The 23,755-nt window shown below is 63.8% G+C and carries 16 protein-coding genes and 1 tRNA gene; 3 read left to right on the plus strand and 14 right to left on the minus strand.

The genetic code is table 11. The features are described 5' to 3' along the window. Nucleotides 1-160: 160 nt before the first annotated feature. From RZV17_RS12625 to thrS, 11 genes are all read right to left on the minus strand, one after another. Nucleotides 161-1,600: a GumC family protein gene (locus tag RZV17_RS12625; RefSeq protein WP_139015221.1), complete on the minus strand. Its 1,440-nt coding sequence runs from the start codon at nucleotides 1,598-1,600 to the stop codon at nucleotides 161-163. Next, nucleotides 1,582-2,280, minus strand: coding sequence for a polysaccharide biosynthesis/export family protein (locus tag RZV17_RS12630; protein ID WP_039410841.1), 699 nt, complete (start codon nucleotides 2,278-2,280; stop codon nucleotides 1,582-1,584). The genes RZV17_RS12625 and RZV17_RS12630 overlap by 19 nt, the downstream gene beginning before the upstream one ends. 471 nt (nucleotides 2,281-2,751) lie before the next feature. After that, a tRNA-Pro gene (locus tag RZV17_RS12635) sits at nucleotides 2,752-2,828 on the minus strand. A gap of 60 nt (nucleotides 2,829-2,888) precedes the next feature. Next, nucleotides 2,889-3,245 carry a MerR family transcriptional regulator gene (locus RZV17_RS12640; RefSeq protein WP_005995911.1) on the minus strand — a complete coding sequence of 119 codons (357 nt, stop codon included), beginning with the start codon at nucleotides 3,243-3,245 and terminating at the stop codon, nucleotides 2,889-2,891. Beyond that, nucleotides 3,226-3,525, minus strand: coding sequence for an integration host factor subunit alpha (locus RZV17_RS12645; RefSeq protein WP_002811076.1), 300 nt, complete (start codon nucleotides 3,523-3,525; stop codon nucleotides 3,226-3,228). Before RZV17_RS12645 ends, RZV17_RS12640 begins: the two co-directional genes overlap by 20 nt. A gap of 21 nt (nucleotides 3,526-3,546) precedes the next feature. After that, nucleotides 3,547-5,925, minus strand: a complete 2,379-nt coding sequence (gene pheT, locus RZV17_RS12650; RefSeq protein WP_355603897.1) for a phenylalanine--tRNA ligase subunit beta — start codon at nucleotides 5,923-5,925, stop codon at nucleotides 3,547-3,549. 116 nt (nucleotides 5,926-6,041) lie between these two features. Then, nucleotides 6,042-7,037: a phenylalanine--tRNA ligase subunit alpha gene (gene pheS, locus RZV17_RS12655; RefSeq protein ID WP_039410829.1), complete on the minus strand. Its 996-nt coding sequence runs from the start codon at nucleotides 7,035-7,037 to the stop codon at nucleotides 6,042-6,044. Between the two features lie 336 nt (nucleotides 7,038-7,373). Further along, entirely contained in the window at nucleotides 7,374-7,733 is a 360-nt protein-coding gene (gene rplT, locus RZV17_RS12660) for a 50S ribosomal protein L20 (protein WP_003484828.1), read from the minus strand. 10 nt (nucleotides 7,734-7,743) lie between these two features. Then, on the minus strand, nucleotides 7,744-7,941 hold the full coding sequence (rpmI, locus tag RZV17_RS12665; protein ID WP_002811096.1) for a 50S ribosomal protein L35: 198 nt from the start codon (nucleotides 7,939-7,941) through the stop codon (nucleotides 7,744-7,746). 247 nt (nucleotides 7,942-8,188) lie between these two features. Beyond that, nucleotides 8,189-8,716: a translation initiation factor IF-3 gene (infC, locus tag RZV17_RS12670; protein ID WP_302050463.1), complete on the minus strand. Its 528-nt coding sequence runs from the start codon at nucleotides 8,714-8,716 to the stop codon at nucleotides 8,189-8,191. 63 nt (nucleotides 8,717-8,779) lie between these two features. Further along, nucleotides 8,780-10,684: a threonine--tRNA ligase gene (gene thrS / locus RZV17_RS12675; protein ID WP_005930235.1), complete on the minus strand. Its 1,905-nt coding sequence runs from the start codon at nucleotides 10,682-10,684 to the stop codon at nucleotides 8,780-8,782. A gap of 322 nt (nucleotides 10,685-11,006) precedes the next feature. Here thrS and RZV17_RS12680 point away from each other — a divergent pair, with 322 nt between their 5' ends. Further along, on the plus strand, nucleotides 11,007-12,128 hold the full coding sequence (locus RZV17_RS12680; RefSeq protein ID WP_355603902.1) for a LacI family DNA-binding transcriptional regulator: 1,122 nt from the start codon (nucleotides 11,007-11,009) through the stop codon (nucleotides 12,126-12,128). Nucleotides 12,129-12,280: 152 nt separating this feature from the next. Here the strand turns inward: RZV17_RS12680 and RZV17_RS12685 are convergent, their stop codons facing one another. The 3 genes from RZV17_RS12685 to RZV17_RS12695 are packed head-to-tail and all read right to left on the minus strand — an operon-like array spanning nucleotide 12,281 to nucleotide 17,618. Then, nucleotides 12,281-13,906 carry an alpha-amylase family glycosyl hydrolase gene (locus tag RZV17_RS12685; RefSeq protein WP_355609347.1) on the minus strand — a complete coding sequence of 542 codons (1,626 nt, stop codon included), beginning with the start codon at nucleotides 13,904-13,906 and terminating at the stop codon, nucleotides 12,281-12,283. Between the two features lie 47 nt (nucleotides 13,907-13,953). Beyond that, nucleotides 13,954-15,435: an MFS transporter gene (locus tag RZV17_RS12690; RefSeq protein ID WP_355603905.1), complete on the minus strand. Its 1,482-nt coding sequence runs from the start codon at nucleotides 15,433-15,435 to the stop codon at nucleotides 13,954-13,956. Continuing rightward, nucleotides 15,432-17,618, minus strand: coding sequence for a Six-hairpin glycosidase-like protein (locus RZV17_RS12695; protein WP_355603908.1), 2,187 nt, complete (start codon nucleotides 17,616-17,618; stop codon nucleotides 15,432-15,434). The genes RZV17_RS12690 and RZV17_RS12695 overlap by 4 nt, the downstream gene beginning before the upstream one ends. 242 nt (nucleotides 17,619-17,860) lie before the next feature. Between RZV17_RS12695 and RZV17_RS12700 the strand changes: the two genes are divergently transcribed. Together RZV17_RS12700 and RZV17_RS12705 are read left to right on the plus strand one after the other, a co-directional pair. After that, entirely contained in the window at nucleotides 17,861-19,942 is a 2,082-nt protein-coding gene (locus RZV17_RS12700; protein WP_355603911.1) for a glycoside hydrolase family 97 protein, read from the plus strand. Nucleotides 19,943-20,251: 309 nt separating this feature from the next. Beyond that, complete coding sequence (locus RZV17_RS12705) at nucleotides 20,252-23,026, plus strand: TonB-dependent receptor (RefSeq protein ID WP_355603914.1); 2,775 nt, start codon at nucleotides 20,252-20,254, stop codon at nucleotides 23,024-23,026. Nucleotides 23,027-23,755 lie beyond the last annotated feature (729 nt).

A 23,755-nucleotide genomic window follows, 5' to 3' on the forward strand; every position in this document is an offset into this window, starting at 1 on the left:
TCACCGCGGTAATACCTACCGACCCCAGATCGCCCGACAGCCCTTTGTTTCAACAGAGACAAACTTTCAAACGAAGGAGCCCGAAACATACGGGATCCAACCTTTTCCACGCTGAATCGGTTGTCACTTTAATTAACCACTGTTTTGCAACACCACGATGTCAGTTCAATCGTGTTTCCGGCCCGGTCCCGCGCAGGAAATAGCGCACCAGCGCCACCGCCAGACCCAGGAATACGCCAAAGATGAAGCCCAAAGCGAGGTTCAATTTGAGTTTCGGCGAAGTCTTCGACGTGGGCACATCTGCAGTGTCGACGATGGTCACGTTGTTGGCGCCCACGTTGCCCGCCACACCGATTTCCTTGTAGCGCTGCAGAAGCGCATCGTAGAGCTGGCGGTTGGTGTCGACGTCGCGCTTGAGCATGTTGTAGCGGATGCTGCGGCTTTGCAGGTCGAGCTCGTTGTTGCGCAGGCCGGCGATACGTTCGTTGAGCAATTGCTCCTGATGCACCGATGCATCGTAGGTCGCCTTCAGCGACTGGCGCACGTTGATGATCTCGCCATTGATCTGCCGGCGCGATTCTTCGATCTGCGCCTTCAGTCGCTGCATTTCCGGGTAATCCGGCTTGAACGTCGACAGCTTCTGCTGGTACTCGCTGGTCAGGCGCACCTGCTCGCCACGCAGGGTCTGGATCAGCGGGCTGCTGAGCACCTGCGGCAGCGACATGGCATCGCCGGAAGCGGCCTGGCGCCAGGCCGCCTCGGCCTTGATGCGTGCGTCCTGTGCCGACGCCAGCAATGCATTGAGGTCGGTCAGGTTCTGCGCCGGCAGCGATGGCTTGTCGTCGCCGACCGAGACGATCTGCTCGTCGGTCGAATACGCCACCAGGGTCTTTTCCGAATCTTCCACCTTGGAGCGCAGCTGCTCCAGACGCTCTGCCAGGAACTTGGTCGCGAACGAAGACGCCTTCATGCGACGCTGCTGCGTGCTGACGATGAACACCTTCGGATAGGTATTGGCGATCTTCGCTGCCAGTACCGGGTCCGGCGAATCGTAATTGACGTAGACCAGACGCGAATTGAGGATCGGCTCGACCACCAGACCTGCGAGCAAGGTGTCGGTGAGGCTGCGCTCGATGATGGCCTGGCGCGAATCCACCGTCTTGCCCGCTTCCGGGTTCTTTGCCGCTGCTTTTTCCAGCGCCTCTTCAACCTGCTGCTTGAACGCCGGCTCCTGGTCGAGCTTGGCTTCGCGGATCACCGCACGTGCCAGCGATCGGCTCTGCAGCAACTGATACTGGGTCTGGTAGAAGTCGCGGTCCTGCGGCGATTCCACCGGCATCAGGTTGTCGACGTTGACCACATTGAGCGAGTCACGCTCGATCTGCAGCGTGCTGGTAGCACGATACTTTTCCGGCATCAGCAAGGTGATCACCAGCGCCAGCAGTACCGCACCGATGGTGATCAGGATGATCAGCCACCGCTGCGACACCAGGGCGCGCCAGTAATCCATCAGGCTGACGTCTGCCAGTTCGAGGTGTCCGTGGCGATGCGACGGCGAAGAACGATTGTCGGAATTCATACTCATCGGTAAGCGCGCCACACCATCACCAAGGGGGTCAGTTCCAGCATGGTGCGCAACCAGACGCGCGCATCCGAGCGATACACCACAACGATGTCGCCGCCGTAAATTTCAGGGTCCGGGTTGGCGCCCTTCTCGATTTCGGTCAGGTCGAAGCGCGCGATCATCTTCTGTCCGTTGACCGTACGGAACACGATGACATTGCCGCGGCTGGCCACGGTGCTGACGCCCTTGGCCTGCGCGATGGCCTGCTGCAAGGTCAGGTTGGCACCGATCACCGGATAGATGCCGGGTTCATCGACCGCGCCGGTCACGGTCACGCGACGGCCGTTGGATTCCTGCACGAAGACCGACACCTGCGGGTTCTGCAGATAGCCACCGCGATAGCGATCGGCGACCATCTTTTCGAGTTCCCCCACCCCCATGCCGGCGGCGTTGACGTCGCCGATCAACGGCAGCGAGATGTGACCGTTCTGATCGATGCGGACCTGCCGCTCCAGATCGTCGACCTGGAACACCTTGACCAGCAGCAGGTCGCCTGGGGAGAGTCGATACTCGGGTTGCACCGCCGACATTGCGAGCGGATCGGGAAGCGGCAACGATGTCGCCATGTCCTTCCCGGTGCTGCAAGCGCCCAGTGTCATCGAGCAGATCAACGCCAGGCTGAGGCCTTGGCAGAATCGTCCGATCAGTTTCTTCATGCGTGTGGCTGGCTGCCTCGGTTGGGTGGGACAGGAGCTCGCGCAGCATTCAACCGGCCAACACGCCAGCACGAACGTACGACAGAGAGGTTTATCCCAGGACATCGGGATCACGACAGGGATGACGTGTTGCACTGCACTATGGCACAGAAAGAATCCACCGCAAGACGCAGCTCGCCATTTTTTTGACGGCGTTGGCCTATTGATTCAAGTTCGTCGTTAGCCCGTTAACAAAACGTGATCCAGGTCCTGATCTTTCGCTAATGATCTGGAACGTTTTCGGGCACTTAGCATCATTCCGTGACCCAAGTCCATAGCGAACCGGACCGTGGAAACCGGGCGCTAGCGTGCTGTTCATGCTGCAATGCGATATGCCGATCTGCATATTGGCCAGGCCATGCCAGGACATAAAAATGCAATGTTGCAACGCAACAAAAAAGCCCATGTCCCGAGGACATGGGCTTTGCTGTTTGGTCGGGGTAGCCGGATTCGAACCGACGACCACTAGTCCCCCAGACTAGTGCGCTACCAGGCTGCGCTATACCCCGAAGATGCTGCACCCGTCGCGAGGACGGCCTGCGATTATAGCGGCTTTGTGAAGCGTTTTCCTAGCGGCGCAGCAGTTGAAGCACTTCTTCCAGCTCCATCCGCACCTGCTTGATGATCTGGTTGCTCAATGCCGACTCGCTCTTGGCACCGTCACCCTCCAGACGCAGGCGTGCGCCGCCAATGGTGTAACCCTGCTCGTACAGCAGCCCCCGGATCTGACGCACCATCAACACGTCGTGTCGCTGGTAGTACCGGCGATTGCCACGCCGCTTGACCGGCTCCAGGCTGGGGAATTCCGTCTCCCAATACCGCAATACATGCGGCTTGACGTCGCACAGCTCGCTGACCTCACCGATGGTGAAGTAGCGCTTGGCCGGGATCGGCGGTAGTTCGCGATTACTGCCCGGATCCAGCATAAGCCTCCACCCGTTCCTTGAGCTTCTGGCCCGGGCGGAAGGTCACCACCGTCCTGGCCGAGATCGGAATTTCCTCGCCGGTCTTGGGATTGCGACCGGGCCGTTGATTCTTGCGCCGCAGATCGAAGTTGCCGAAACCCGACAGCTTCACCTGACGACCCTGCTCCAGGGCATCGCGCAGCACGTCGAAAAACGCGTCGACAAATTCCTTTGCCTCGCGCTTGTTCAGACCGACCTCGTCAAACAGACGCTCGGCCATCTCTGCTTTCGTCAATGCCATGCCACTCCCCTGATTACCGCCTCAACTCCGGATCCGGGCGCGATGCTCGCGCTCGATCACGGCCACCACATCGGTGACGACCGCGTCCACGTCCCGGTCGGTGAGAGTGCGCGAGTTATCCTGCAAAATCAAGCCCATAGCCAGACTCTTGAAACCTGGCTCGACCCCCTGCCCGACATAGCGGTCGAACAGCTGCACCTCGCGCAACAACGGGCCCACCGTGGTCTGCACGCTCGCCGACAGCGCCGCCCAGCTCACCTGCTCGGGTACCAAGAAGGCCAGATCGCGACGCACCGAGGGGAACCGCGACAGCTCGCCGGCACGCGGCAATGCGCGCTGCACCAGCGGTGCCAGCTGCAGTTCGAATGCGATCACATCCACATCGATCTCCAGCGACTTGGCCAGGCGTGGATGCACCTGCCCGATCCAGCCGATGCGAACCCCGTCGCGATAGACGTCGGCCGACCGCCCCGGATGCCCGAACGGCTGGGCGGACGGCTGGAATTCCAGCTTCGCGCCGCTGGCCGCCGCCAAGGCCATCAGGTCGCCCTTCACGTCGTGGAAGTCCACCTTGCGCGACGGTTCGCCCCACTGCAGGGCCAACGCATCGCCGCACACGGCCGCGGCCACGTGCTGGGATTCCTGCGGCGCGGCGCCGGCCTGCTCGGCTGCGGCAAAGACCTTGCCCAGCTCGAACAATCGCACCCGCCCGGCCTGACGGGCGACATTGCGGCCCAGCGTCGCCACCAGGCCCGGCAGCAGGCGCGGACGCATCACGGCCAGCTCGGCGCTGAGCGGATTGGCCAGCGACACCAGGCCCTCGCCCAACTGCCAGCGCTGCAACAGCGCGGCATCGACAAACGCGTAGTTGATGGTTTCCTGCAGCTCGCGCGCCACCAGCTGGCGGCGCACGCTCAATTCGTCCAGTTGGGTCTCGCTTGGCATCGCGATCCGGCTGGCGCCGCCGGGCAGCGTGGTGGGCACGCGATCGTAGCCGTGGATACGCGCCAGCTCCTCGATGAGATCTTCTTCGATGGCGATATCGAAGCGCCGGCTCGGCGCCATCACCTGCCAGCCCTCGGCAACCGCATCGACCTGCATCCCGAGCGCGCTCAGGATGCGTACCACCTCGGCATCGTCGATCGCGATGCCGAGCACGCGCGCGATGCGCGCGCGACGCAGCAGGATGGGCGCGGCCTGCGGCAGATGCTCCGGCAGCTGCGCGTGCACCACCGGGCCTGGCGTACCGCCGGCCAGTTCCAGCACCAGACGCGTGGCGACCTCGATTGCCTGCGGCGGCAATGCCGGGTCCACGCCGCGTTCGAAGCGATGGCCGGCGTCGGTGTGCAGGCCGAACTTGCGGCCACGGCCCATGATGGCGGCCGGGTCGAAGTACGCCGATTCCAGGAACACATTGCGCGTGGTCTCGGTGACGCGCGTGTCCAGCCCGCCCATCAACCCCGCCAGCGCCACCGGACGCCCGGCATCGGTGATTGTCAGGAAGCTGTCGTCCAGGGTCACCTGACGCCCATCCAGCAGCGCCAGCTGCTCGCCGCTGCGCGAATGCCGCACGCCGATCGGGCCCTGCAAGGTATCCAGATCGAAGGCATGCATCGGCTGGCCCAGTTCCAGCATCACGTACTGGGTGATGTCCACCAGCAAGGACACCGGACGCACACCACTGCGGCGCAGGCGCTCGGCCAGCCACACCGGCGTTTTCGCGGCCGGGTCGATGCCCTCGATCACCCGCCCGCAATACCGCGGGGCATCCTTGCCGGCTTGCAGCTCGACCGCGAGCGTACGCGTGGACACCGGCGCCACCGCACCGGCGTCGAAGGCCACCACTTCGCTGGCGCACGCGGCCGCCACGTCGAAAGCGATGCCACGCACGCTGAAGCAATCGGCGCGATTGGGCGTGAGTTTGATTTCGATGCTGGCATCGGGGAGCCCCAGATAGTCGGCCAGCGCCTGGCCCACCGGGGCATCGTCGGGCAGCTCGAACAGGCCGGACGCGTCGCTGTCCAGACCCAGCTCCTTGGCCGAACACAGCATGCCGTTGGAGGCCACGCCACGCAGCTTGGCCGCGGTGATGGTCAGCTCGCCGATCTGCGCACCGACCAGTGCCAGCGGCGCCACCAGACCGGCGCGCGCATTGGGCGCCCCACACACGATCTGCAGCAACTCCCCCTGCCCTGCATCGACACTGCAGACCTGTAGCCGATCAGCCTCAGGGTGACGCACCGCCTCGACAATGCGCGCCACCACCACCTGCCCCAGTGCCTCGCCCAACGGCGTGACGTCTTCGACTTCCAGACCGATCGCCGTCAGCGTCGCAGCCAGTTCATCGCGCGTGGCCTGGGTCGGGACGTGGCTACGCAGCCAATTTTCAGAGAATTTCATGAGGAGCCGGGATTGGGGATTCGGGATTGGGGATTAGCTGGAACACGCCGACGGAGTCCGGGGAAGGACCGGGGCGCGGTTGCAAATCCCCAATCCCGAATCCCCAATCCCCGCCGTCAAGCGAACTGCCGAAGAAAACGCACATCGTTTTCGAAGAAAGCGCGCAGGTCGTTGACGCCGTAGCGCAGCATCGCGAAGCGCTCAACGCCCAGGCCGAACGCGAAACCGGTGTAACGCTCGGGGTCGATGCCGACGCTGCGCAGCACGTTGGGGTGCACCATGCCGCAGCCCAGCACTTCCAGCCAACGGGTGCTGCCGTCGGGCTGCTGCCAGGCGATGTCCACTTCCGCCCCCGGTTCCACGAACGGGAAATAGCTGGGGCGAAAACGCATTTCGAAGTCGCGTTCGAAGAACGCGCGCACGAACTCGGACAAGGTGCCCTTGAGGTCGGCGAAGTTGGAATGCTCGTCCACCAGCAGGCCTTCGACCTGATGGAACATCGGCGAGTGGGTCTGGTCCGAATCGGAGCGGTACACCTTGCCGGCCGCGATCATGCGCAGCGGCGGTGTGTGCGCATCCATGTAACGCACCTGGACGCCGGAGGTATGCGTGCGCAGCAGGCGGCCATCGCCGAAGTAGAAGGTGTCGTGCATCGCACGCGCCGGATGGTGCGGCGGAAAATTCAGCGCCTCGAAGTTGTGCCAGTCGTCTTCGATTTCCGGGCCATCGGACAACTCATACCCCAGCCGCGCGAAGATTTCGACGATGCGCTCCAGCGTCCGCGTGACCGGATGCAGGCCGCCACGTTCGCTGCGGCGGCCCGGCAAGGTGACGTCGATAGTTTCGCCGGCCAGACGTGCGTCGAGCGCAGCCGTTTCCAGGGTGTTCTTGCGTTCGGACAACGCGGCGGTCAGCACATCGCGCGTCTGGTTGATCGCCTCGCCCGCCGCCTTGCGCTGCTCGGGCGGCAACGTGCCGAGCTGCTTGAGCTGGGCGGTGATGCTGCCGCTCTTGCCCAGCAAGGCCACCCGCAATGCTTCCAGTTGGTCCGGCGTCTGCGCCGCGGCAACATCGGCCAGCGCACGCTCGGTCAGGGATTGAATCTCACTCATTGCACTTGCGCCTCAACTGCTAGCCGAACGGTGTTTCCGGATGCACCGGAACGCATTGTCACTGCATTGACCTGTCATCGCCCACTTGGCGACGTCGCTAAAACGCAAAAAGGGAAGGACTCGCGCCCTTCCCCCTGCATCTCTGCGTCTCACCTCACCGAAGGCATGCACACCAAGTGTGACTACATCCGATGACCCGCTTCTTCAAGCAGTCCGCACATGGATGTGCGGGCTCTTGCGAGGGACTCGCACATACGGCGTGCGGGCTCCTGCGAGGGACTATCTCATTAAGAAGTCCGCATATGGATGTGCGGGCTCTTGCAGAGGGACCTGCATTTATGCCGCCAGCGCGCCCTTTGCCTTCTCGGCCAGCGCGGCAAAGCCGGCGGCGTCGTGCACGGCGATATCGGCCAGCACCTTGCGGTCCAGGGTGATGCCCGCCTTGAGCAGGCCATTCATGAAACGGCTGTAGCTCAGGCCGTTGATGCGGGCAGCCGCATTGATGCGGGTGATCCACAGCGAACGGAAATTACGCTTCTTCTGCTTACGGCCAATGTAGGCGTACTGCTGCGCCTTGATGACCGCCTGCTTGGCAACGCGGAACACCTTGCGGCGAGCGTTGTAGTAACCCTTTGCCAGGGTCAGAATTTTCTTGTGGCGGCGACGCGCCTGTACGCCACGCTTTACTCGTGCCATGGGTCAGTCCTCAGAGGTAGGGAAGCATACGATCGAGACGGCCAGCGTCCTCGGCACGGACGTGATTCGTCTGCCGCAGGTTGCGCTTCCGCTTGGTCGCTTTCTTCGTGAGGATGTGGCTACGGTTTGCGTGGCCGCACTTGTACTTGCCGGAGGCGGTCTTGCGGAAACGCTTGGCCGCCGCCCGGTTGGTCTTGATCTTGGGCATTGCAATGTCCTTGATGGTGTTTTGTCACTGACACGGGCGGCAGTCTCGCGACCACACTTTCCATCCTTGCCCTTGCCTGCTTGTAAGTCCTTGATCGAACACGATCCGGACAGGTCCTGATGCCGCTTGCACGGCGCCCCCGATAAAGCGGGCCGCGCAGTCTACCCGTTGCCGGGAATTCCTGCAAGTCATTGATCCTGCGGCTGCGACAGACCCGCCGGGCCCGACGCAGCACGAAAGAAGATCTTCAGATCTTTTTCTTGGGCGCGATCATCATGACCATCTGACGCCCTTCCAGGCGCGGACGGGATTCGATGACGATGTCGTCGCCCAGATCGGCCTCGATCCGCGCCGCCATCTCGCGGCCGAGCTCCTGGTGGCTCATTTCACGGCCACGGAAGCGGATGTTGACCTTGACCTTGTCGCCCTCTTCCAGGAAGCGGCGCATGTTGCGCAACTTGATCTGGTAGTCGCCCTCGTCGGTGACCGGACGGAACTTGAGTTCCTTGATCTCGACCTGCTTGGTCTTCTTCTTGGCCTCGTTGGCCTTTTTCTGCTGCTCGAACTTGAACTTGCCGAAATCCATAATCTTGCAGACCGGCGGATCGGCCTGCGGCTGGATTTCGACCAGATCCAGGCCTTCTTCTTCGGCCTTGGCGAGCGCTTCGTCGCGCGACAACACGCCGACCATCTCACCGTCGCTGCCGATCACGCGAACGCGCGGCACACGGATTTCTTGGTTCTTGCGGTTCTGTTTGTTGTCAGGGGTACTGATATTGCAATCTCCCAGAGGAATCGAACCGGCGCATCCGGATCATCCAGACCGGCCGGGGTTGGCTCACGCTGCCTGCTCTGCCTGCAGGCGTTCGATAAAGGCCGAGACCGTCATGGTCCCGAGGTCCTCTCCCGAACGCGTCCGCACGGCGACAGCGCCATTTTCCTTTTCACGGTCGCCGACCACGAGCAGATATGGCACGCGTTGCAGCGTATGCTCGCGAATCTTATAACCGATCTTCTCGTTACGCAAATCGGCGCTGACACGGAAGCCTTGATTTGCAAGGGTTTTCCTAACCGAGTCGACATATTCAGCCTGAGCGTCGGTGATGTTGGCGACAACGACCTGCACCGGGGCCAGCCAGGACGGGAAGGCGCCGGCGTGGTGTTCGATCAAAATGCCGATGAACCGCTCCATCGAGCCGACGATGGCCCGGTGCAGCATGACCGGATGCTTCTTCTGGCTGTTTTCGTCCACATACTCGGCGCCGAGGCGGCCCGGCATCATGAAATCGACCTGCATGGTGCCCAGCTGCCAGGTACGGCCGATGGCGTCCTTGAGGTGGTACTCGATCTTGGGGCCGTAGAAGGCGCCCTCGCCCGGCAGCTCCTGCCATTCCACCCCGCAGACGCCCAGTGCGCTGCGCAGCGCGGCTTCGGCCTTGTCCCAGGTGGCGTCGTCGCCCAGGCGCTTTTCCGGACGCAACGCGATCTTGATCTGGATGTCGTCGAACCCGAAGGCGGTATAGACCGCCAGCGCCTGCTGGTGGAAGGCGGTCACCTCGGATTCGATCTGCGATTCCAGGCAGAACACGTGGCCGTCGTCCTGGGTGAAGCCGCGCACGCGCAGGATGCCGTGCAGCGCGCCGGAGGGCTCGTTGCGGTGGCAGGCGCCGAATTCGCCGTAGCGGATCGGCAGGTCGCGGTAGCTGTGCAGGCCCTGGTTGAACACCTGCACGTGGCCGGGGCAGTTCATCGGCTTGACCGCGTAGGTGCGCTTCTCCGATTCGGTGAAGAACATCGCGTCCTGGTAGTTGTCCCAGTGGCCGGATTTCTGCCACAGCGAGACATCCAGGATCTGCGGGCAGCGTACTTCGCCGTAGCCGCTATCGCGGTAGACCTTGCGCATGTACTGCTCGACCACCTGCCACAGCGACCAGCCCTTGGGGTGCCAGAAGACCAGGCCGGGCGCTTCTTCCTGCAGGTGGAACAGGTCCTGCGCCTTGCCGATGCGGCGGTGGTCGCGCTTGTCGGCTTCTTCCATGCGCAAGATGTAGGCGTCCAGCTGCTTCTTGTCGGCCCAGGCGGTGCCGTAGATGCGCTGCAGCTGCTCGTTCTTGGCATCGCCACGCCAGTAGGCGCCGGAAATGCGGGTCAGCTTGAACGCCTTGAGGAAGCGCGTATTGGGCACGTGCGGGCCGCGGCACATGTCCACGTATTCCTGGTGGTAGTACAGGCCCATCGCGGTGATGTCCTCGGACATGTCCTCGATCAGGCGCAGCTTGTACTCCTCGCCGCGCTGGGCGAACACCTCGATCACCTCGGCGCGCGGGGTGACCTTCTTGATGACGTCGTAGTCCTGCGCGATCAATTCCTGCATGCGCTGCTCGATCGCCGCCATGTCTTCGGGGGTGAACGGGCGCTCGCTGTAGATGTCGTAATAGAAGCCTTCGGCGATGACCGGACCGATCACCATCTTGACCTCGGGGTAGAGCTGCTTGACCGCATGCCCAACCAGATGCGCGCAGGAGTGGCGGATGATCTCCACGCCCTCGGCATCCTTGGCGGTGATGATGCGCAGGCTGGCGTCATGGTCGATGACGTCGCTGGCATCGACCAGCTGGCCATCCACCTGGCCGGCGATGGTGGCCTTGGCCAGGCCGGCGCCGATCGACTGGGCGACCTGCATCACCGAGACGGGGGATTCGAATTCGCGGCGGCTGCCGTCGGGGAGCGTGATGTTGATCATGGGCAAGAATGAGGTCTGGTCTGGCTGCAGCGCTCGGCTGCCATGGGAGATCTGGCCATTGCTGGGCAGGCTCGGGAAAAAGCAGGAAAGGTCATGCGAAAGACCGCGTCGCGGGCGCCACGGAAATGGGCGCCGGTCGGGATCAACGGTGGGCGGTGGTAGTGCTCATGTCGCACGCTGGGCCGGCGCTGGGCGCGGGCCACCTTCTCGCAAGGGGTCTTGGGCGTGAATGGTAAACCAATCAGCCGGCCGTTGCGTGCGGCGGCACGGCACCGGCGGGCGCATGGCATGATGCCGGCCACTTGTCCTGCCGTTGCCGACCATGACCATCAAGGGTAAAGCCACCTCGCTGGATATCGCCTACCTGGCCGGCGTCTCGCAGCCGACCGTGTCGCGCGCCCTGCGCGGCAGCCCGATGGTCAACGAGGAAACCCGTCAACGCATCCTGCGCATTGCCCGCGAGCTGAACTACAAGGTCGACAAGAACGCGTCGTCGCTGCGGCTGCGCAATGCCGGCACGCTGGCGCTGCTGTTCTTCGAAGACCCCACCGCCGACGATTCGCTGATCAACCCGTTCTTTCATTCCATGCTTGGTTCGATCACCCGCGCCTGCGCGCTGCAGGGCTACGACCTGCTGGTGTCGTTCCAACAGCTCTCCAAGGACTGGCAGGCCGATTACGAAGACAGCAACAAGGCCGACGGCATCATCCTGCTGGGCTATGGCGACTACCAGGAGTCGCGGCAGCGCCTGCAGTTGCTGGTGGAGCAAGGCACGCACTTCGTGCGCTGGGGTGCTGCATTGCCGGGGCAGCCGGGCATCTCGATCGGCAGCGACAACTATCAGGGCGGGCTGGACATCACCGAGCACTTATTGGCTCAGGGCTGCCGGCGCATTGCGTTTCTGGGCCATGCCTCCAATCACTATCCCGAATTCGAGGAACGCTACCGCGGCCACGTTGCCGCGCTGGCGCAGCAGGATCTGGTTGCCGATGCAGCGCTGCAGTTCGATGCGATCACCACCGAATCGTCCGGCCACGCCGCCTGCCTGGCCTTGCTCGACAGCGGCAAGGCGTTCGATGCGGTGTGCGCAGCCAGCGACCTGATCGCCATCGGCGCGATGCGCGCCCTGCGCGAACGCGGCCTGCGCGTGCCGCAGGACGTGGCGGTCAGCGGCTTCGACGACATCGCGTTGGCCGCATCGGTGGCGCCGGCGTTGTCCACCGTGCAACAGGACACCAAGCAGGCCGGCACCTTGCTGGTGGAAAGCCTGGTGGCGCTGATCCGTGGCGAAGCGGCGCAGAGCCGTACGATTCCGGTGCGGCTGGCGTTACGCGACTCGTCGCGCAGCAGCGGCTTGCAGCCGCCGCTGGGGTGGACCCCGTCCGGCGCAGACACTGGCGAGGCGGTGTCGGGCCGGGCGGCGGAAGGGGCTGTCAGGCGCTGAATTGGGATTCGGATTCGGGGTTCGGGATTCGATTCGGGACAGCATGCACGGCAGGTTGCGAGATCCGCCGCGGCCCGCTAAGCGCTGCGTAGGAGCGCACCCGGGCGCGACGGGGCGTTACCGGCGATGCCTCGTCATGCCCAGCCGCACTTCTACCTATTGCGGGCGTCGCGTACGGCTTGTTCGGCCATTTGCGCATCGAGTTGCTTGCGCAATGCCGGATCGGTGACCGGCGCATCCGATAGCAATACCCGCACGCCATGCGCCGGCACCTGCGTCAGTAACCGCCCCCGCACCTGCACCTGCTCGCCGCTGACCGCATCGCGCCACGTGCCAGATTGCAGGAAGCGGCTCACCGTGATCGCAGCTGCCGCATCGCCCTTGTTGAGCAGCACGAGCGCCATCTGGCTGGTTCCGGCGTGCTGGTACACGCGCAGGAACGCCGCCTGTTCGCCGCGCAGGGCAATATCGACCTGCACGCCACGCTGCAGCGCCGGCGTGTCGCGGCGCACACGTGCGATCTGTTGCAGCGGGCCGAAGATGGGGCTCTGCGGTGCATCGCGGATGCGCTCGACGCCGAAGTAGTTGCGATTGCCGGCGTGCTCGGCGCGCCCACGCATGAAGCCGATCTCCGAGCCGTAGTAGATCACCGGAATGCCGCGCGCAGTGAACAACCAGTTATGCGCATCGATAAAGCCGGTATCGCTGGCATCCAGCCGCGCCATGTCGTGGTTGTCGTAAAAGCTCATCAGCTCGTAGGGGTTCGCATACGGCCCCTGACGCAGGAACAGCGGCGTGGCGAGCGTTTCGAAGCCGGCCTGCGCATGACCGAAAACCGCGGAAAGCTGCTGCTTCAGCGGAAAATCCAGCACGCTGACGCCGGCATTGCGCGCCCAGGTATGCCCGGCAATCTTGTCGGCGTCGTAATCGAAGGCTTCACCGAACATGAAAAAGCCCGGGTGCCGCTCACGGATGCGCGCAACAAACGCATCCCAGAAGCGATCGGGCATCCAACCGATCGTATCGATACGGAAGGCATCGGCGCCCTGCTCCATCCATTGCAGATATGCGCCCGCCAGGTAGTCGAGCACCGCCGGATTGTTTTCGTTGAGGTCGGACAGTTCCGCCAGGCCACCACCGGTGTTGTAGAACGCATGCAGCGGGTTGTGCTGCGGGTCCAGCTGCGCCGGCGGCAGGTTCTGGTGGTCGGCCACCAAGCGCCCCTGCGCGTCGTAGAGCTTGCCGAAACCCGGCTGCGCCACCGGCATGGTGTAGGCGGGCGAGCCGTGGTTGCCCACGATGTCCAGCACGACCTTCAATTTGTTGGCGTGCATGGCGCGGGTGAAGCCGGCAAAATCCAGGCCCGGGCTGGGAAGATGCTCGTCGAGCTTGTAGAAGTTGACGCCCCAGTAGCCGTGATACCCGGTCTTGCCGTGGTCACTGAGCGTGCTGCCGCAGGTGATCGGCTTGCCGCCGGTAAACGCCTGATCGGGGTTGTCGACGATCGGGGTGATCCACACCGCACCGAACCCCAGGCCGCGAATGTAGTCGGCATGCTCGACGATGCCTTTGAAGTCGCCACCCAGGTAACCGATGTTGTCCTCGCTGCCATCGGCGCACGGTGTTGGCACGTCGAACGTGCGATGCGCCCCGCCCTGGTCGCGATGATCGTTGCCAGTGTCGCCGTTGACGAAGCGGTCGGTGACCACGAAATACACCGCATCCGCAGCGAACGGTTCCAGGGTGCCGTAATAGTCCTTGGCAGCAGGCGCCGCGATTGCCACGCCTGCGTACATCGTCAATGCCACATACATCGCACTGCGCATCATTGCCCTCCCGAGGCCACTGGAACCCGCACCACGCACACGCCTGCAATCAGCAGGCTGAGCCCACCGATGGCCAGCGCGTAGATCGGTTGGCCGCCCAGCCATGCGCGAAGCACGAAGCCCAATGCGCTGGCGGCCACCAATTGCGGAATCACGATAAAGAAATTGAAGATGCCCATGTACACGCCCATCTTGGCGGCGGGCACGCTGTCGGACAGCAAGGCGTACGGCAGCGACAGAATCGATGCCCAGGCAAAACCGATGCCCAGCATCGACAGCAACAACCATTGCGGATCGCGGATCACCAGCATCGACATCAGCCCTGCAGCGCCCAGCCACAGATTGCACAGGTGACTCCAACGCAGGCCGATCGCCCGTACCAGCAACGGAATGACCAAGGCGGCCAGCGCAGCAAACCCGTTGTAGGCACCGAACAGCACGCCCACCCAGTTGGCGCCTTCGTTGTAGGCGGCCGATGCGGTGTCGTCACCGGCACCGAAGTGCACCTGGGTGACTGCGGCGGTGGTGTAGATCCACATCGCAAACAGCGCAAACCACGAGAAGAACTGCACCCACGCTAGCCGCCGCATCGTTGTCGGCATGCTGCGCACGTCCTGCACGATGACCACCAGCATGTTGGTCGACGGCAAGGCACGTGCCAGCGCGAGCAGTGCGCCATAGGCGATGCACAGGCCGGCCAGGACGTACAGCATGCGATCGCCATGCTGCCAGGCAATGGCTGCGGCAAGCAGCAGGCCGGCGACACACCACCAGGCACTCGCTAGGCGCGAGGGCAGGATGCCGGTATTAGCCGGAGTCGCGGCGGGCGCATGTGCGTCATCGAACGCGGCCAGCTGCGCGGGGCTGTATTCGCGCGTGCGCAACACCGTCCAGGCGATCGAAAGGAACAGCACCGCCGCGCCGAGATAAAACGCGTACCGCACGCTGTCGGGCAGCTGGCCCGGCGCGGCGGTATTGGCAACGCCCCAATGCGTCAGCAGCCATGGCAGAAAGCTCGCCACGATCGCCCCGACACCGATGAAGAAGCTCTGCATCGCATAGCCGGTCGGCCGCTGCGAGGGGGGCAACTGATCGCCGACCAGGGCACGGAACGGCTCCATCGAAATATTGATCGAGGCATCCAGCACCCACAGCGTGCCGGCGGCGATCCACAGCAGTGGAGCGTTCGGCATCACCACCAGCGCAAGCGTGGTGAACAGCGCGCCCACCATGAAATACGGACGCCTGCGGCCCCAGGGGGTCCAGGTGCGGTCGGACAGGTACCCGATGATGGGCTGCACGATCAGCCCGGTCAGCGGCGCAGCAATCCACAGCCCTGGCACGTCATCGACCTGCGCACCCAGGGTCTGGAAGATGCGACTGGCATTGGCGTTCTGCAGTGCGAACCCGAACTGGATGCCCAAAAAGCCGAAGCACATGTTCCAGATGTGCCAGAAGCTCAAGCGCGGTTTGGCCGTCATTGCACGCCCTCCGCCGCTGCGGCGGGGCCGATCAGCAACGCACTCACTTGCGCGGTGTTGACCACACCGTCGCGGCCACCCCGGCCGCCGTTGTACTGCGCGAAGTGCGCCAGCGCACTCATGTTGAAGCCATCCTCCAGCCGCAACGTACACGACTGCCCGGCCACCACATCGAAGCTCACTTGCGTGGACAGCTGCTCGCCCACGCTATGCGGCATGACGATGACCTGCGACTGCATGGGCTTGCCCGGGCAGTCGAGCAACAGCCGTTTCACTGCCGCAGTGACACCGGTGTTGATCGGGCCAGTGTCGTTGCGATAGCGCAGCGCGACGCGATGCTGCCCGGTGCGTTGGGACCGCCACTGCCAGGACTGCTCGCCTTGCAGTTCCTGCACCGGCCCAAGCGTCAGTGCAGGACTGTGCAGTGACTCGAGCCCATTCCTGCGTCGGGTCAGGCTGAGCACGTGCAGCAGGCCATCATCGGGCAGATCCCAGGCCCCGGTCGCCTCCAGCGCGCGGCCATCCAGATGCAGCGTGGTGCCGGCCGGAATGCCGATGCGAGACCCGTTGCCGCGACGTTGCGCAATCGGAGCAGCCGGGGTTTCCGGTGCGAACACCTGGCTGGGTTGCGGCGGAGCGGTCGGATCGGCCTTGCGTCCAACCAGCTGCACGTGCGTGGTCTGGCCGTGCCGGGTGACCGCACCGGCGACCAGCAACTCGCCGTCTGCACCAACCGGGCGCTGCAACACATATCGCTGTGCGCCCTGCTCCAGCACGATCTGTTGGCGCTCGCCAAACACCAACGGCATCAGGCGACGCGGCAACTTGGGGGCCACGCTGCCATCGGCCGCAACGCCAAACACGCCGTCCAGTACCGCAGACAGATAGCCTGCAACCGACCACAGCTGGCGTGGCGAATTGACCACCGGGCCGCTGCGTGCGCCCTCCTCCAGATGCACCGCCAGGCTCTGCATCTCGTAGTTTTCCATGTTCGACCCTGCCAGTGCAGCGCCGCGCATCAACGACTGCAGTTCCAGCGCGATACGCGGTGCGTCGTCCAGTGCGCGTGCCGCACGCAAGGCATAGGCACTGACGAATGGCCAGACAGCGCGGTTGTGGTAGATCGGCTGCGCAGCCTCCTGCGGCCACACCACCGGGCTGCCACCGGCCACCATGGGGTAGTTACGCAATGCCAGGCGTGCCCGCTCGGTGGGAAAGACATCGGCCAGCACCCCCAGCGACACGCCCAGCAGATCGACCTTGGCATAGCGCACCGGGTGCGCCGCATTGCCGAGATAGCTCACGTACTGGTTGCTGCCCGCATCCCAGAAGCGCGCATCGATGGACTGGCGCAGCGCATCGGCCCATTGCGCGTAGTGCGCGGCGCGTGCATCGCCATGCTGGCGTGCGAGCTGTTCGGCCAGGCGTAGCGCTTGGTAATGCAGCACATTGGTGGAGAGCGCAAAGGATTCGGCGATGAAGCGCACGTCCTGGCGCGTCCACTCCGGGTAGGTCTGCTCGCGCCAATCCAGAAACGAGGTTTCGCCGCGATACAGACCGATGCGCGCATCGAACACCGCAGTGCGGTCCTGCGCGATCGTTGCCTGCAATGCCTGCCAGACCTGGTCGGCAAACGGTTGGTCGTCCAGCAGCCCACGCGCGGCCAGAAACCACACCACCCGGTCGCTGCTGACCGGCCAGCTACCGCCGGAGCCGGTGTCCTGCGCAACGAACAGGCCGGGCGTGCGGCCGTCGCGCGCGCTCGACAGCTTGAACCGCAAGGCATTGCGCGTGCGTTCCGGCTCCAGCCGCGCCAATGCCAGATCGGCGGCGAAACTGACATCGCGGGTCCATACGTAGGGCCAGCGTTCGCCGGTCTCGAAGCACCGGCAGGGCACCGGCTTGCCGTCGTTGAATGCCGGATCGCGGATTGCATCGACGCGGTCGTCGGCCATTTCCTGCTGCGCCAGCGCAAACAAGGCGTCGAACATCGGGCTGGCGGTGTGCGAGCGCATTGGTTGTGCAGCGATGCGGCGCTCGCCTTGCGGCCAACGCAACACGAAACCACCATCGTCCAGCGCCTGCGCTTGTGCCCGGCGTCCCTGAAATTCCAGCACGTCGGCCAATGCCGGCGAGCTTGCCGCCACGCCAAGCGTGGCGGCCATGCAGATCATCTTCAGCATCGAAGCGGCAAGACGGCTCGCACCGTCGGCCTTCCTCCCTCGTTGCACGCGTTATGGTGCGCGGCACTGTCGTGCCACGGGCGCGGACCCTCCCAGGTGCCGTGGCGCCATGGTAGACGCGCGCCCTGCCCCGACGCATCACTGCATACGTATTCATGGCCGTCGACAGCACGCAGCGCGGCCCAGCAGCTGCAGGCGGCTGCATAGTCGCCACTTGTGCAACGGTTGCCTTGGGAGGGGATATGCCGCTGTCTTCACGTCGAGCACGCTCGACACTGGGCGCCGCCTGGATCGCGCGGTTGCTGGTGCTGAGCTGCCTTGGCAGTCTTGCGTCACCGGCCCGCGCCGAGGTGACTGCCATTGAGGTGCACTCACCTGGCAACGTCTTGCAGGTCAGCCTGGAGCTGGACGGCGGCACGCCGTACTACCGCGTGCAACGCCTCGGCCAGCCGGTGCTGCAGCGCTCGCGGCTGGGCTTCAACCTGCGCGACGGGCGCCTGGACCGCGGATTGGTGGTGCTCTCGCAGGCACGTCAGGATCACGACGACACCTGGGAACAACCCTGGGGCGAAACGCGCCTGATCCGCAACCACTACGCCGAATTGCACGTTCGGCTGGGCGAGCGCGACGGTGCGCGGCGCCGCTTCGATGTGATCTTTCGCGTCTACGACGATGGCGTCGGCTTGCGCTATCACTTTCCGCAACAAGCGGGATGGCGCGAAGCGATCATCGACGACGAACTGACCGAGTTCGCCATCGCGCAGCCGGCCCAGGCGTGGTGGATTCCGGCAGGCGAACCGATCCACTACGAATACCTGTACAACCGCACGCCGCTGAACCAGCTCACCCTGGCGCATACGCCGATGACGTTGCGCACCGACAGCGGGTTGCACATTGCGCTGCATGAAGCCGCGCTGGTGGACTACGCCGGGATGTGGCTGCGTCGAACCGACGATCAGCGTCTGCGCGCGCAACTGTCGCCGGCTGCCGAAGGCTGGAAGGTGCGGCGCAGCCTGCCCTTCGACACGCCGTGGCGCACGCTGCAGATCGCCGATCAGGCCACCGGTTTGGTGGAATCGAATCTGATCCTCAACCTCAACGAACCCAATGCGCTGGGGGCCGTGGACTGGGTCAAGCCGTCGAAGTACGTCGGGGTGTGGTGGTCGATGCATCTCAACCAGCAGACCTGGGCCACCGGCCCCACCCATGCCGCCACCACCGCCACCACCCGGCGCTACATCGATTTTGCCGCCGCGCACGGATTTCGCGGCGTGCTGGTCGAGGGCTGGAACCCGGGCTGGGACGGCGAATGGTTCGGCAATGGCGGCAGTTTCGATTTCACCCGGCCAACGCCGGATTTCGACCTTCCCGCACTGAGCAAGTACGCCGCAACCAAGGGCGTGCATCTGATCGGCCATCACGAAACGGGGTGCGCAGTGGACCATTACGAAGACCAGATCGCCGAGGCGATGGACCTGTATGCACGCTTCGGCGTGGACTCGGTGAAGACCGGTTATGTCTGCGACGACGGCCAGGTGGAGCGCCGCAATCCTGCCGGCGGCACGCCGCTGCGCGAATGGCACGACGGCCAATGGATGGCGCGCCACCATCTGCACGTGGTGCAGGAAGCGGCGCAGCGCCATATCGCCGTCAACGCACACGAGCCGATCAAGGACACCGGCTTGCGCCGGACCTATCCGAACTGGATCTCGCGCGAAGGCGCGCGCGGCATGGAATACAACGCCTGGGGCCAGCCGCCCAATCCACCCGAACACGAGGTCAACCTGGTGTTCACCCGGCTGCTCGCCGGGCCGATGGACTACACGCCCGGCATCGTCAGCCTGAAGGGCCGCAACGGCCAGGCCATCCCCAGCACGCTGGCGCGGCAGTTGGCGCTGTACGTGACGCTGTATAGCCCGATCCAGATGGCCGCCGACCTGCCCGAGCATTACCTGCAGCACCGCGAGGCGTTTCGCTTCATCGAGGACGTGGCGGTGGACTGGGATCAGACCCGTGCGCTGAATGGCGAGGTGGGCGATTACGTCACCATTGCGCGCAAGGACCGACATAGCCGCGACTGGTTCCTGGGCAGCATCACCGACGAGCATGGCCGCCTGCTGCAGGTGCCGCTGGGTTTTCTGGAACCCGGTGTGCGCTACACCGCGCAGATCTATCGCGATGGCGACGACGCGGATTACGTCAGCAAGCCCTTCGCCTTCGTGCGCGAAGAGCGCCTGGTGAGCAGCAGCGACACCCTGGAGCTGCGTCTGGCGCCGGGCGGCGGCCAGGCGATTCGCTTTGTGCCGCTGGAGGCCAGGCGCTGAGCGATATCGCTACGGGGCTGCCGCAGCGCCTGCAAGGCCAGCGCGCGAACCACAGCGGCGCCGCGATGGCGTGAGCGCCGCGCCCGCATGGCGGATCGGCAGCCACCGTAGCGCATCGCGTGAACAGCGTGCGTGGAATCGATTTCATCGCCATCAGCACGGTTGAATACGTATGCAGCCCGCGTTTGCACACGGGCGCGGTGTCTACCATACGTTGCCGTCGTGACGTCCGTCCGGGCGTGCGACGCATGACATCCAGGCGTCTGCCGGATCAAAAATCAAAGAACAACATGTACCTGGGAGGGGAAAATGTTGAAGTACAAGCGCTCCGCGCTGAGTATCGCCCTGGCCGTTGCCATGGCACCGACGTTGGCTGCCGCGCAATCGGCAACGCCAGCACAGACCGGCAGCACCGAACAATCCGCTACCGAACAACCCGCCGGCGCCGTCACCGAGTTGGACAAGGTGCAGGTCACCGGCCTGCGCCGCGCCATCGAGGGTGCCATTTCGGTCAAGCGCGACTCCACCTCGATTGTGGAAGCCATTTCGGCCGAAGACATCGGCCGCCTGCCGGACGTGAGCATCGCCGAATCGCTGGCACGCCTGCCCGGCCTGGCTGCGCAGCGCGTGGCCGGCCGTGCGCAGGTCATCAGCGTGCGCGGCCTGTCACCGGACTTTTCCACCACGCTGCTCAACGGGCGCGAAGTGGTCAGCACCGGCGACAACCGCAGCGTGGAATTCGACCAATACCCGTCCGAGCTGGTCAGCGGCGTCACCGTCTACAAGACGCCCGACGCCGGCCTGGTCGGCCAGGGCCTTTCCGGCACCGTCGACATGCAGACTGCACGCCCGCTCAGTTACAACGAGCGTGTGATCGCCATCGGTGGCCGCTATCAGCGCAATTCGCTGGGCAAGGCCGCCAACGTCGACCCGTACGGCAACCGCTTCAACGTCAGCTATATCGACCAGTTCGCCGACCGCACCATCGGTCTGACCATCGGCTACGCGCACACCGACATGCCGATCCAAGAAAACCAGGTGGGTCTGTACGAACCCTGGCAGCAGGTCAACGCGCAACGTCAACGCCCCGGCGTGGCCGATGGCGTGTATTTCTCCGATGGCATCAAGGCGTTGCGGCGTACCGGCAACCAGAAGCGCGATGGCGTGATGGCCACGCTGCAGTACCGCCCTTCCAACGCCTGGACCAGCACGTTCGACGCGTTTCATACCGAAGCCGAGCAAATCGACACCGCCAACCAGTTCGAGCTCAACCTGAGCAACTACAACGGCGGCTACACGCCGGGCTTGAACATCACCGACGTGCGCGTCAACGATAACGGCAGCTTCGTCGGCGGCACCGCCAGCGGCGTCTATCCGCTGGTCCGCGGCATGTACAACAAGCGCGAAGACAAGATCGAGGCCTTCGGCTGGAACAACGAAATCACCGCCGGCGCGGTCAAGATCGTCGCCGACCTGAACTACTCCAAGGCCACCCGCGACGAATTGAACCTGGAGAACAATCTCCAGCGTGCTCCGATGCCGCAATTGGACACCGTGGGCGTGTCGGTCGTCGGCAACGGCTTTTCGCAGCTGGCGCCGGGCATGAATTATTCCAATCCCGATGAGCTGTTCCTCACCAACACCATCTACGGCTCCGGCTACGGCAAGGTGCCGCGCGTGGAGGACGTACTCAAGGGCGCGCGCCTGCAGGCCAGCTTCCCGATGCCCGAGGCGCTGAGCTGGTTCTCTGATCTGGATGTCGGCGTCAATTACGCCAACCGCGAAAAGCAGAAGACCCAGCCGGAGGGCAACATCACCCTTGGCGCGCAAGGCGAGGCCACGGTGGCAGCGGGTCTCCAATATGCTCCGGTCAATCTCGGCTTTGCCGGTCTCGGCTCGCTGCCTGCATGGAATGTACCGGCGGCCGTGTCGCGCTACATGCTGTTCAATCCCAGCGACGATGCCTCGTTCCTGGTGTCCAAGGCCTGGACGGTCGAAGAAAAGATCACCACTGCCTGGCTGCGCGCCAACATCGATACCGAATGGGGCCAGGTGGGCGTGCGCGGCAATATCGGCGTGCAGCTGCAAAGCGCCGACCAATCGTCACAGGCCAATTATTGGGATGCCTCGCAGCCGGCTGGCAGCGAAGTGCGGCCCATCGACGATGGCAAGACCTACCGCGACTGGCTGCCCAGCCTGAACCTGGCCTTCCAGTTCCCGTATGAGCAGACCCTGCGTTTTGCGATGGCCAAGCAGGTCGCACGCCCGCGCGTGGATCAACTGCGTGCCTCGCTGGAATTCGGTGTCGACACCTCCACCGGCCGCCCCGGCGCCAGCGGCGGCAACCCGATGCTCGACCCGTGGCGTGCCAACGCCCTGGATATTTCCTACGAGAAATATTTTGCCGATCGCGCGTATGTAGCCGCGGCGTTCTTCTACAAGGACCTGAAGAGCTACATCTACACCCAGAGCCGCGACAACTACGACTTCTCCGCATTGGTCGCCGGCTACGTGCCGCCACCGGGTTCTGCGCCGGTGCTTACGACCGGCACCTTCAGCGCCCCGTTCAACGGCAAGGGCGGCACCCTGCGCGGCGCCGAACTCACCGCCTCATTGCCGCTGGACCTGATCTTCGCCCCGTTGGAAGGCTTCGGCATCCAGGCCAGCGCCACCTTCAACGACAGCGACGTCAAGATCCGCGACCCGGAAAGCGCCTCCAGCGTGGGCGACGGTGAAATCAGCCTGCCCGGTCTGTCCAAGCGCGTCTACAACCTGACCGCCTACTACGAACACAAGGGCTTCGAAGCGCGTGTGAGCCAGCGCCGGCGCTCGGACTTCATCGGTGAAATCGGCAACTTCAATGGCAACCGCACGTTGCGCTACGTGGTCGGCGAAAACATCACCGACGCGCAAATCAGCTACAACTTCAGCGAAGCCAGCAGCCTGTCCGGCCTCACCCTGCTGCTGCAGGCCAGCAACCTCAGCAACTCGCCGTATCGCACCTACGCAGAAACCAAGGACCGCCCGCTGGAATATATCGAATGGGGCCGCACCTTTGTGCTGGGTGTGAACTACAAGTTTTGATGTGAAGTGAACTGGAAGTTTCGATGTGAAGTGAACTAAAAGTTCTGATGTGACGCGAACTGGACGTTCTCATGTGACATGAACTGGAATTTTTGATGTGACGTGAACTAGCAGTTGTGATGTAACGCGGACTGAAAGTTCTGATGTGACGCGAACTGGACGTTCCGCACCGATTGACCAGTGAGCCACTGACCAGCGATGCGCTACTTTGCGACGTCAACCCTTGCCACTCGATGCGCCAAAGCCCCTCTCCCACCGGGAGAGGGGTTGGGGTGAGGGTACGGCGTCCGAGGAAACAGAATCATCGCCCGAGATGCACCGCGTCACCCGCCTGCATATTCCTCGGCACAAGCATTGAGCTACTACCGCAATGTAATCACGGGCGCATCGGTCTAGACGTCGAAATATCGTTTTGAGAAAAGCCGCCGTTTAGACAACGGCGGCTCTCTCTTTGCAAGAGCAACATCGCAATTCCGACAAACGGGATCGCCACAGGCCAGACGGGCTCAGCACCAAGCAGGCATGTCTATGTCCCACTGCCTGCCACCTAAACGCAAGACAGGCTGCAAGACAGGAGACGCTGCGCTGACCGGCAGGGCCGCCAGTTGCAGTCAGCTTGATCGGGCAACCATTTGAAGCAGTTTGATCAGGCAAAAATTAGACCGGTTCAACGGAGATGCATCACCGTCGCCTGCAACAGCAGCGGCATGTGACGCATCCTGAACCACT

It is taken from the genome of Xanthomonas cannabis (assembly GCF_040616535.1).
Classification (GTDB): domain Bacteria; phylum Pseudomonadota; class Gammaproteobacteria; order Xanthomonadales; family Xanthomonadaceae; genus Xanthomonas; species Xanthomonas cannabis.

Bases quoted from the DNA above. Each gene is read 5' to 3' on its own strand.
- RZV17_RS12645 (WP_002811076.1), bottom strand. From the start codon at position 3,525: ATGGCATTGACGAAAGCAGAGATGGCCGAGCGTCTGTTTGACGAGGTC.
- RZV17_RS12640 (WP_005995911.1), bottom strand. From the start codon at position 3,245: ATGCTGGATCCGGGCAGTAATCGCGAACTACCGCCGATCCCGGCCAAG.
- RZV17_RS12705 (WP_355603914.1), top strand. From the start codon at position 20,252: ATGTTGAAGTACAAGCGCTCCGCGCTGAGTATCGCCCTGGCCGTTGCC.
- rpmI (WP_002811096.1), bottom strand. From the start codon at position 7,941: ATGCCCAAGATCAAGACCAACCGGGCGGCGGCCAAGCGTTTCCGCAAG.
- RZV17_RS12690 (WP_355603905.1), bottom strand. From the start codon at position 15,435: ATGACGGCCAAACCGCGCTTGAGCTTCTGGCACATCTGGAACATGTGC.
- pheS (WP_039410829.1), bottom strand. From the start codon at position 7,037: ATGAGTGAGATTCAATCCCTGACCGAGCGTGCGCTGGCCGATGTTGCC.
- RZV17_RS12630 (WP_039410841.1), bottom strand. From the start codon at position 2,280: ATGAAGAAACTGATCGGACGATTCTGCCAAGGCCTCAGCCTGGCGTTG.
- RZV17_RS12695 (WP_355603908.1), bottom strand. From the start codon at position 17,618: ATGCTGAAGATGATCTGCATGGCCGCCACGCTTGGCGTGGCGGCAAGC.
- pheT (WP_355603897.1), bottom strand. From the start codon at position 5,925: ATGAAATTCTCTGAAAATTGGCTGCGTAGCCACGTCCCGACCCAGGCC.
- RZV17_RS12680 (WP_355603902.1), top strand. From the start codon at position 11,007: ATGACCATCAAGGGTAAAGCCACCTCGCTGGATATCGCCTACCTGGCC.
- RZV17_RS12700 (WP_355603911.1), top strand. From the start codon at position 17,861: ATGCCGCTGTCTTCACGTCGAGCACGCTCGACACTGGGCGCCGCCTGG.
- thrS (WP_005930235.1), bottom strand. From the start codon at position 10,684: ATGATCAACATCACGCTCCCCGACGGCAGCCGCCGCGAATTCGAATCC.
- rplT (WP_003484828.1), bottom strand. From the start codon at position 7,733: ATGGCACGAGTAAAGCGTGGCGTACAGGCGCGTCGCCGCCACAAGAAA.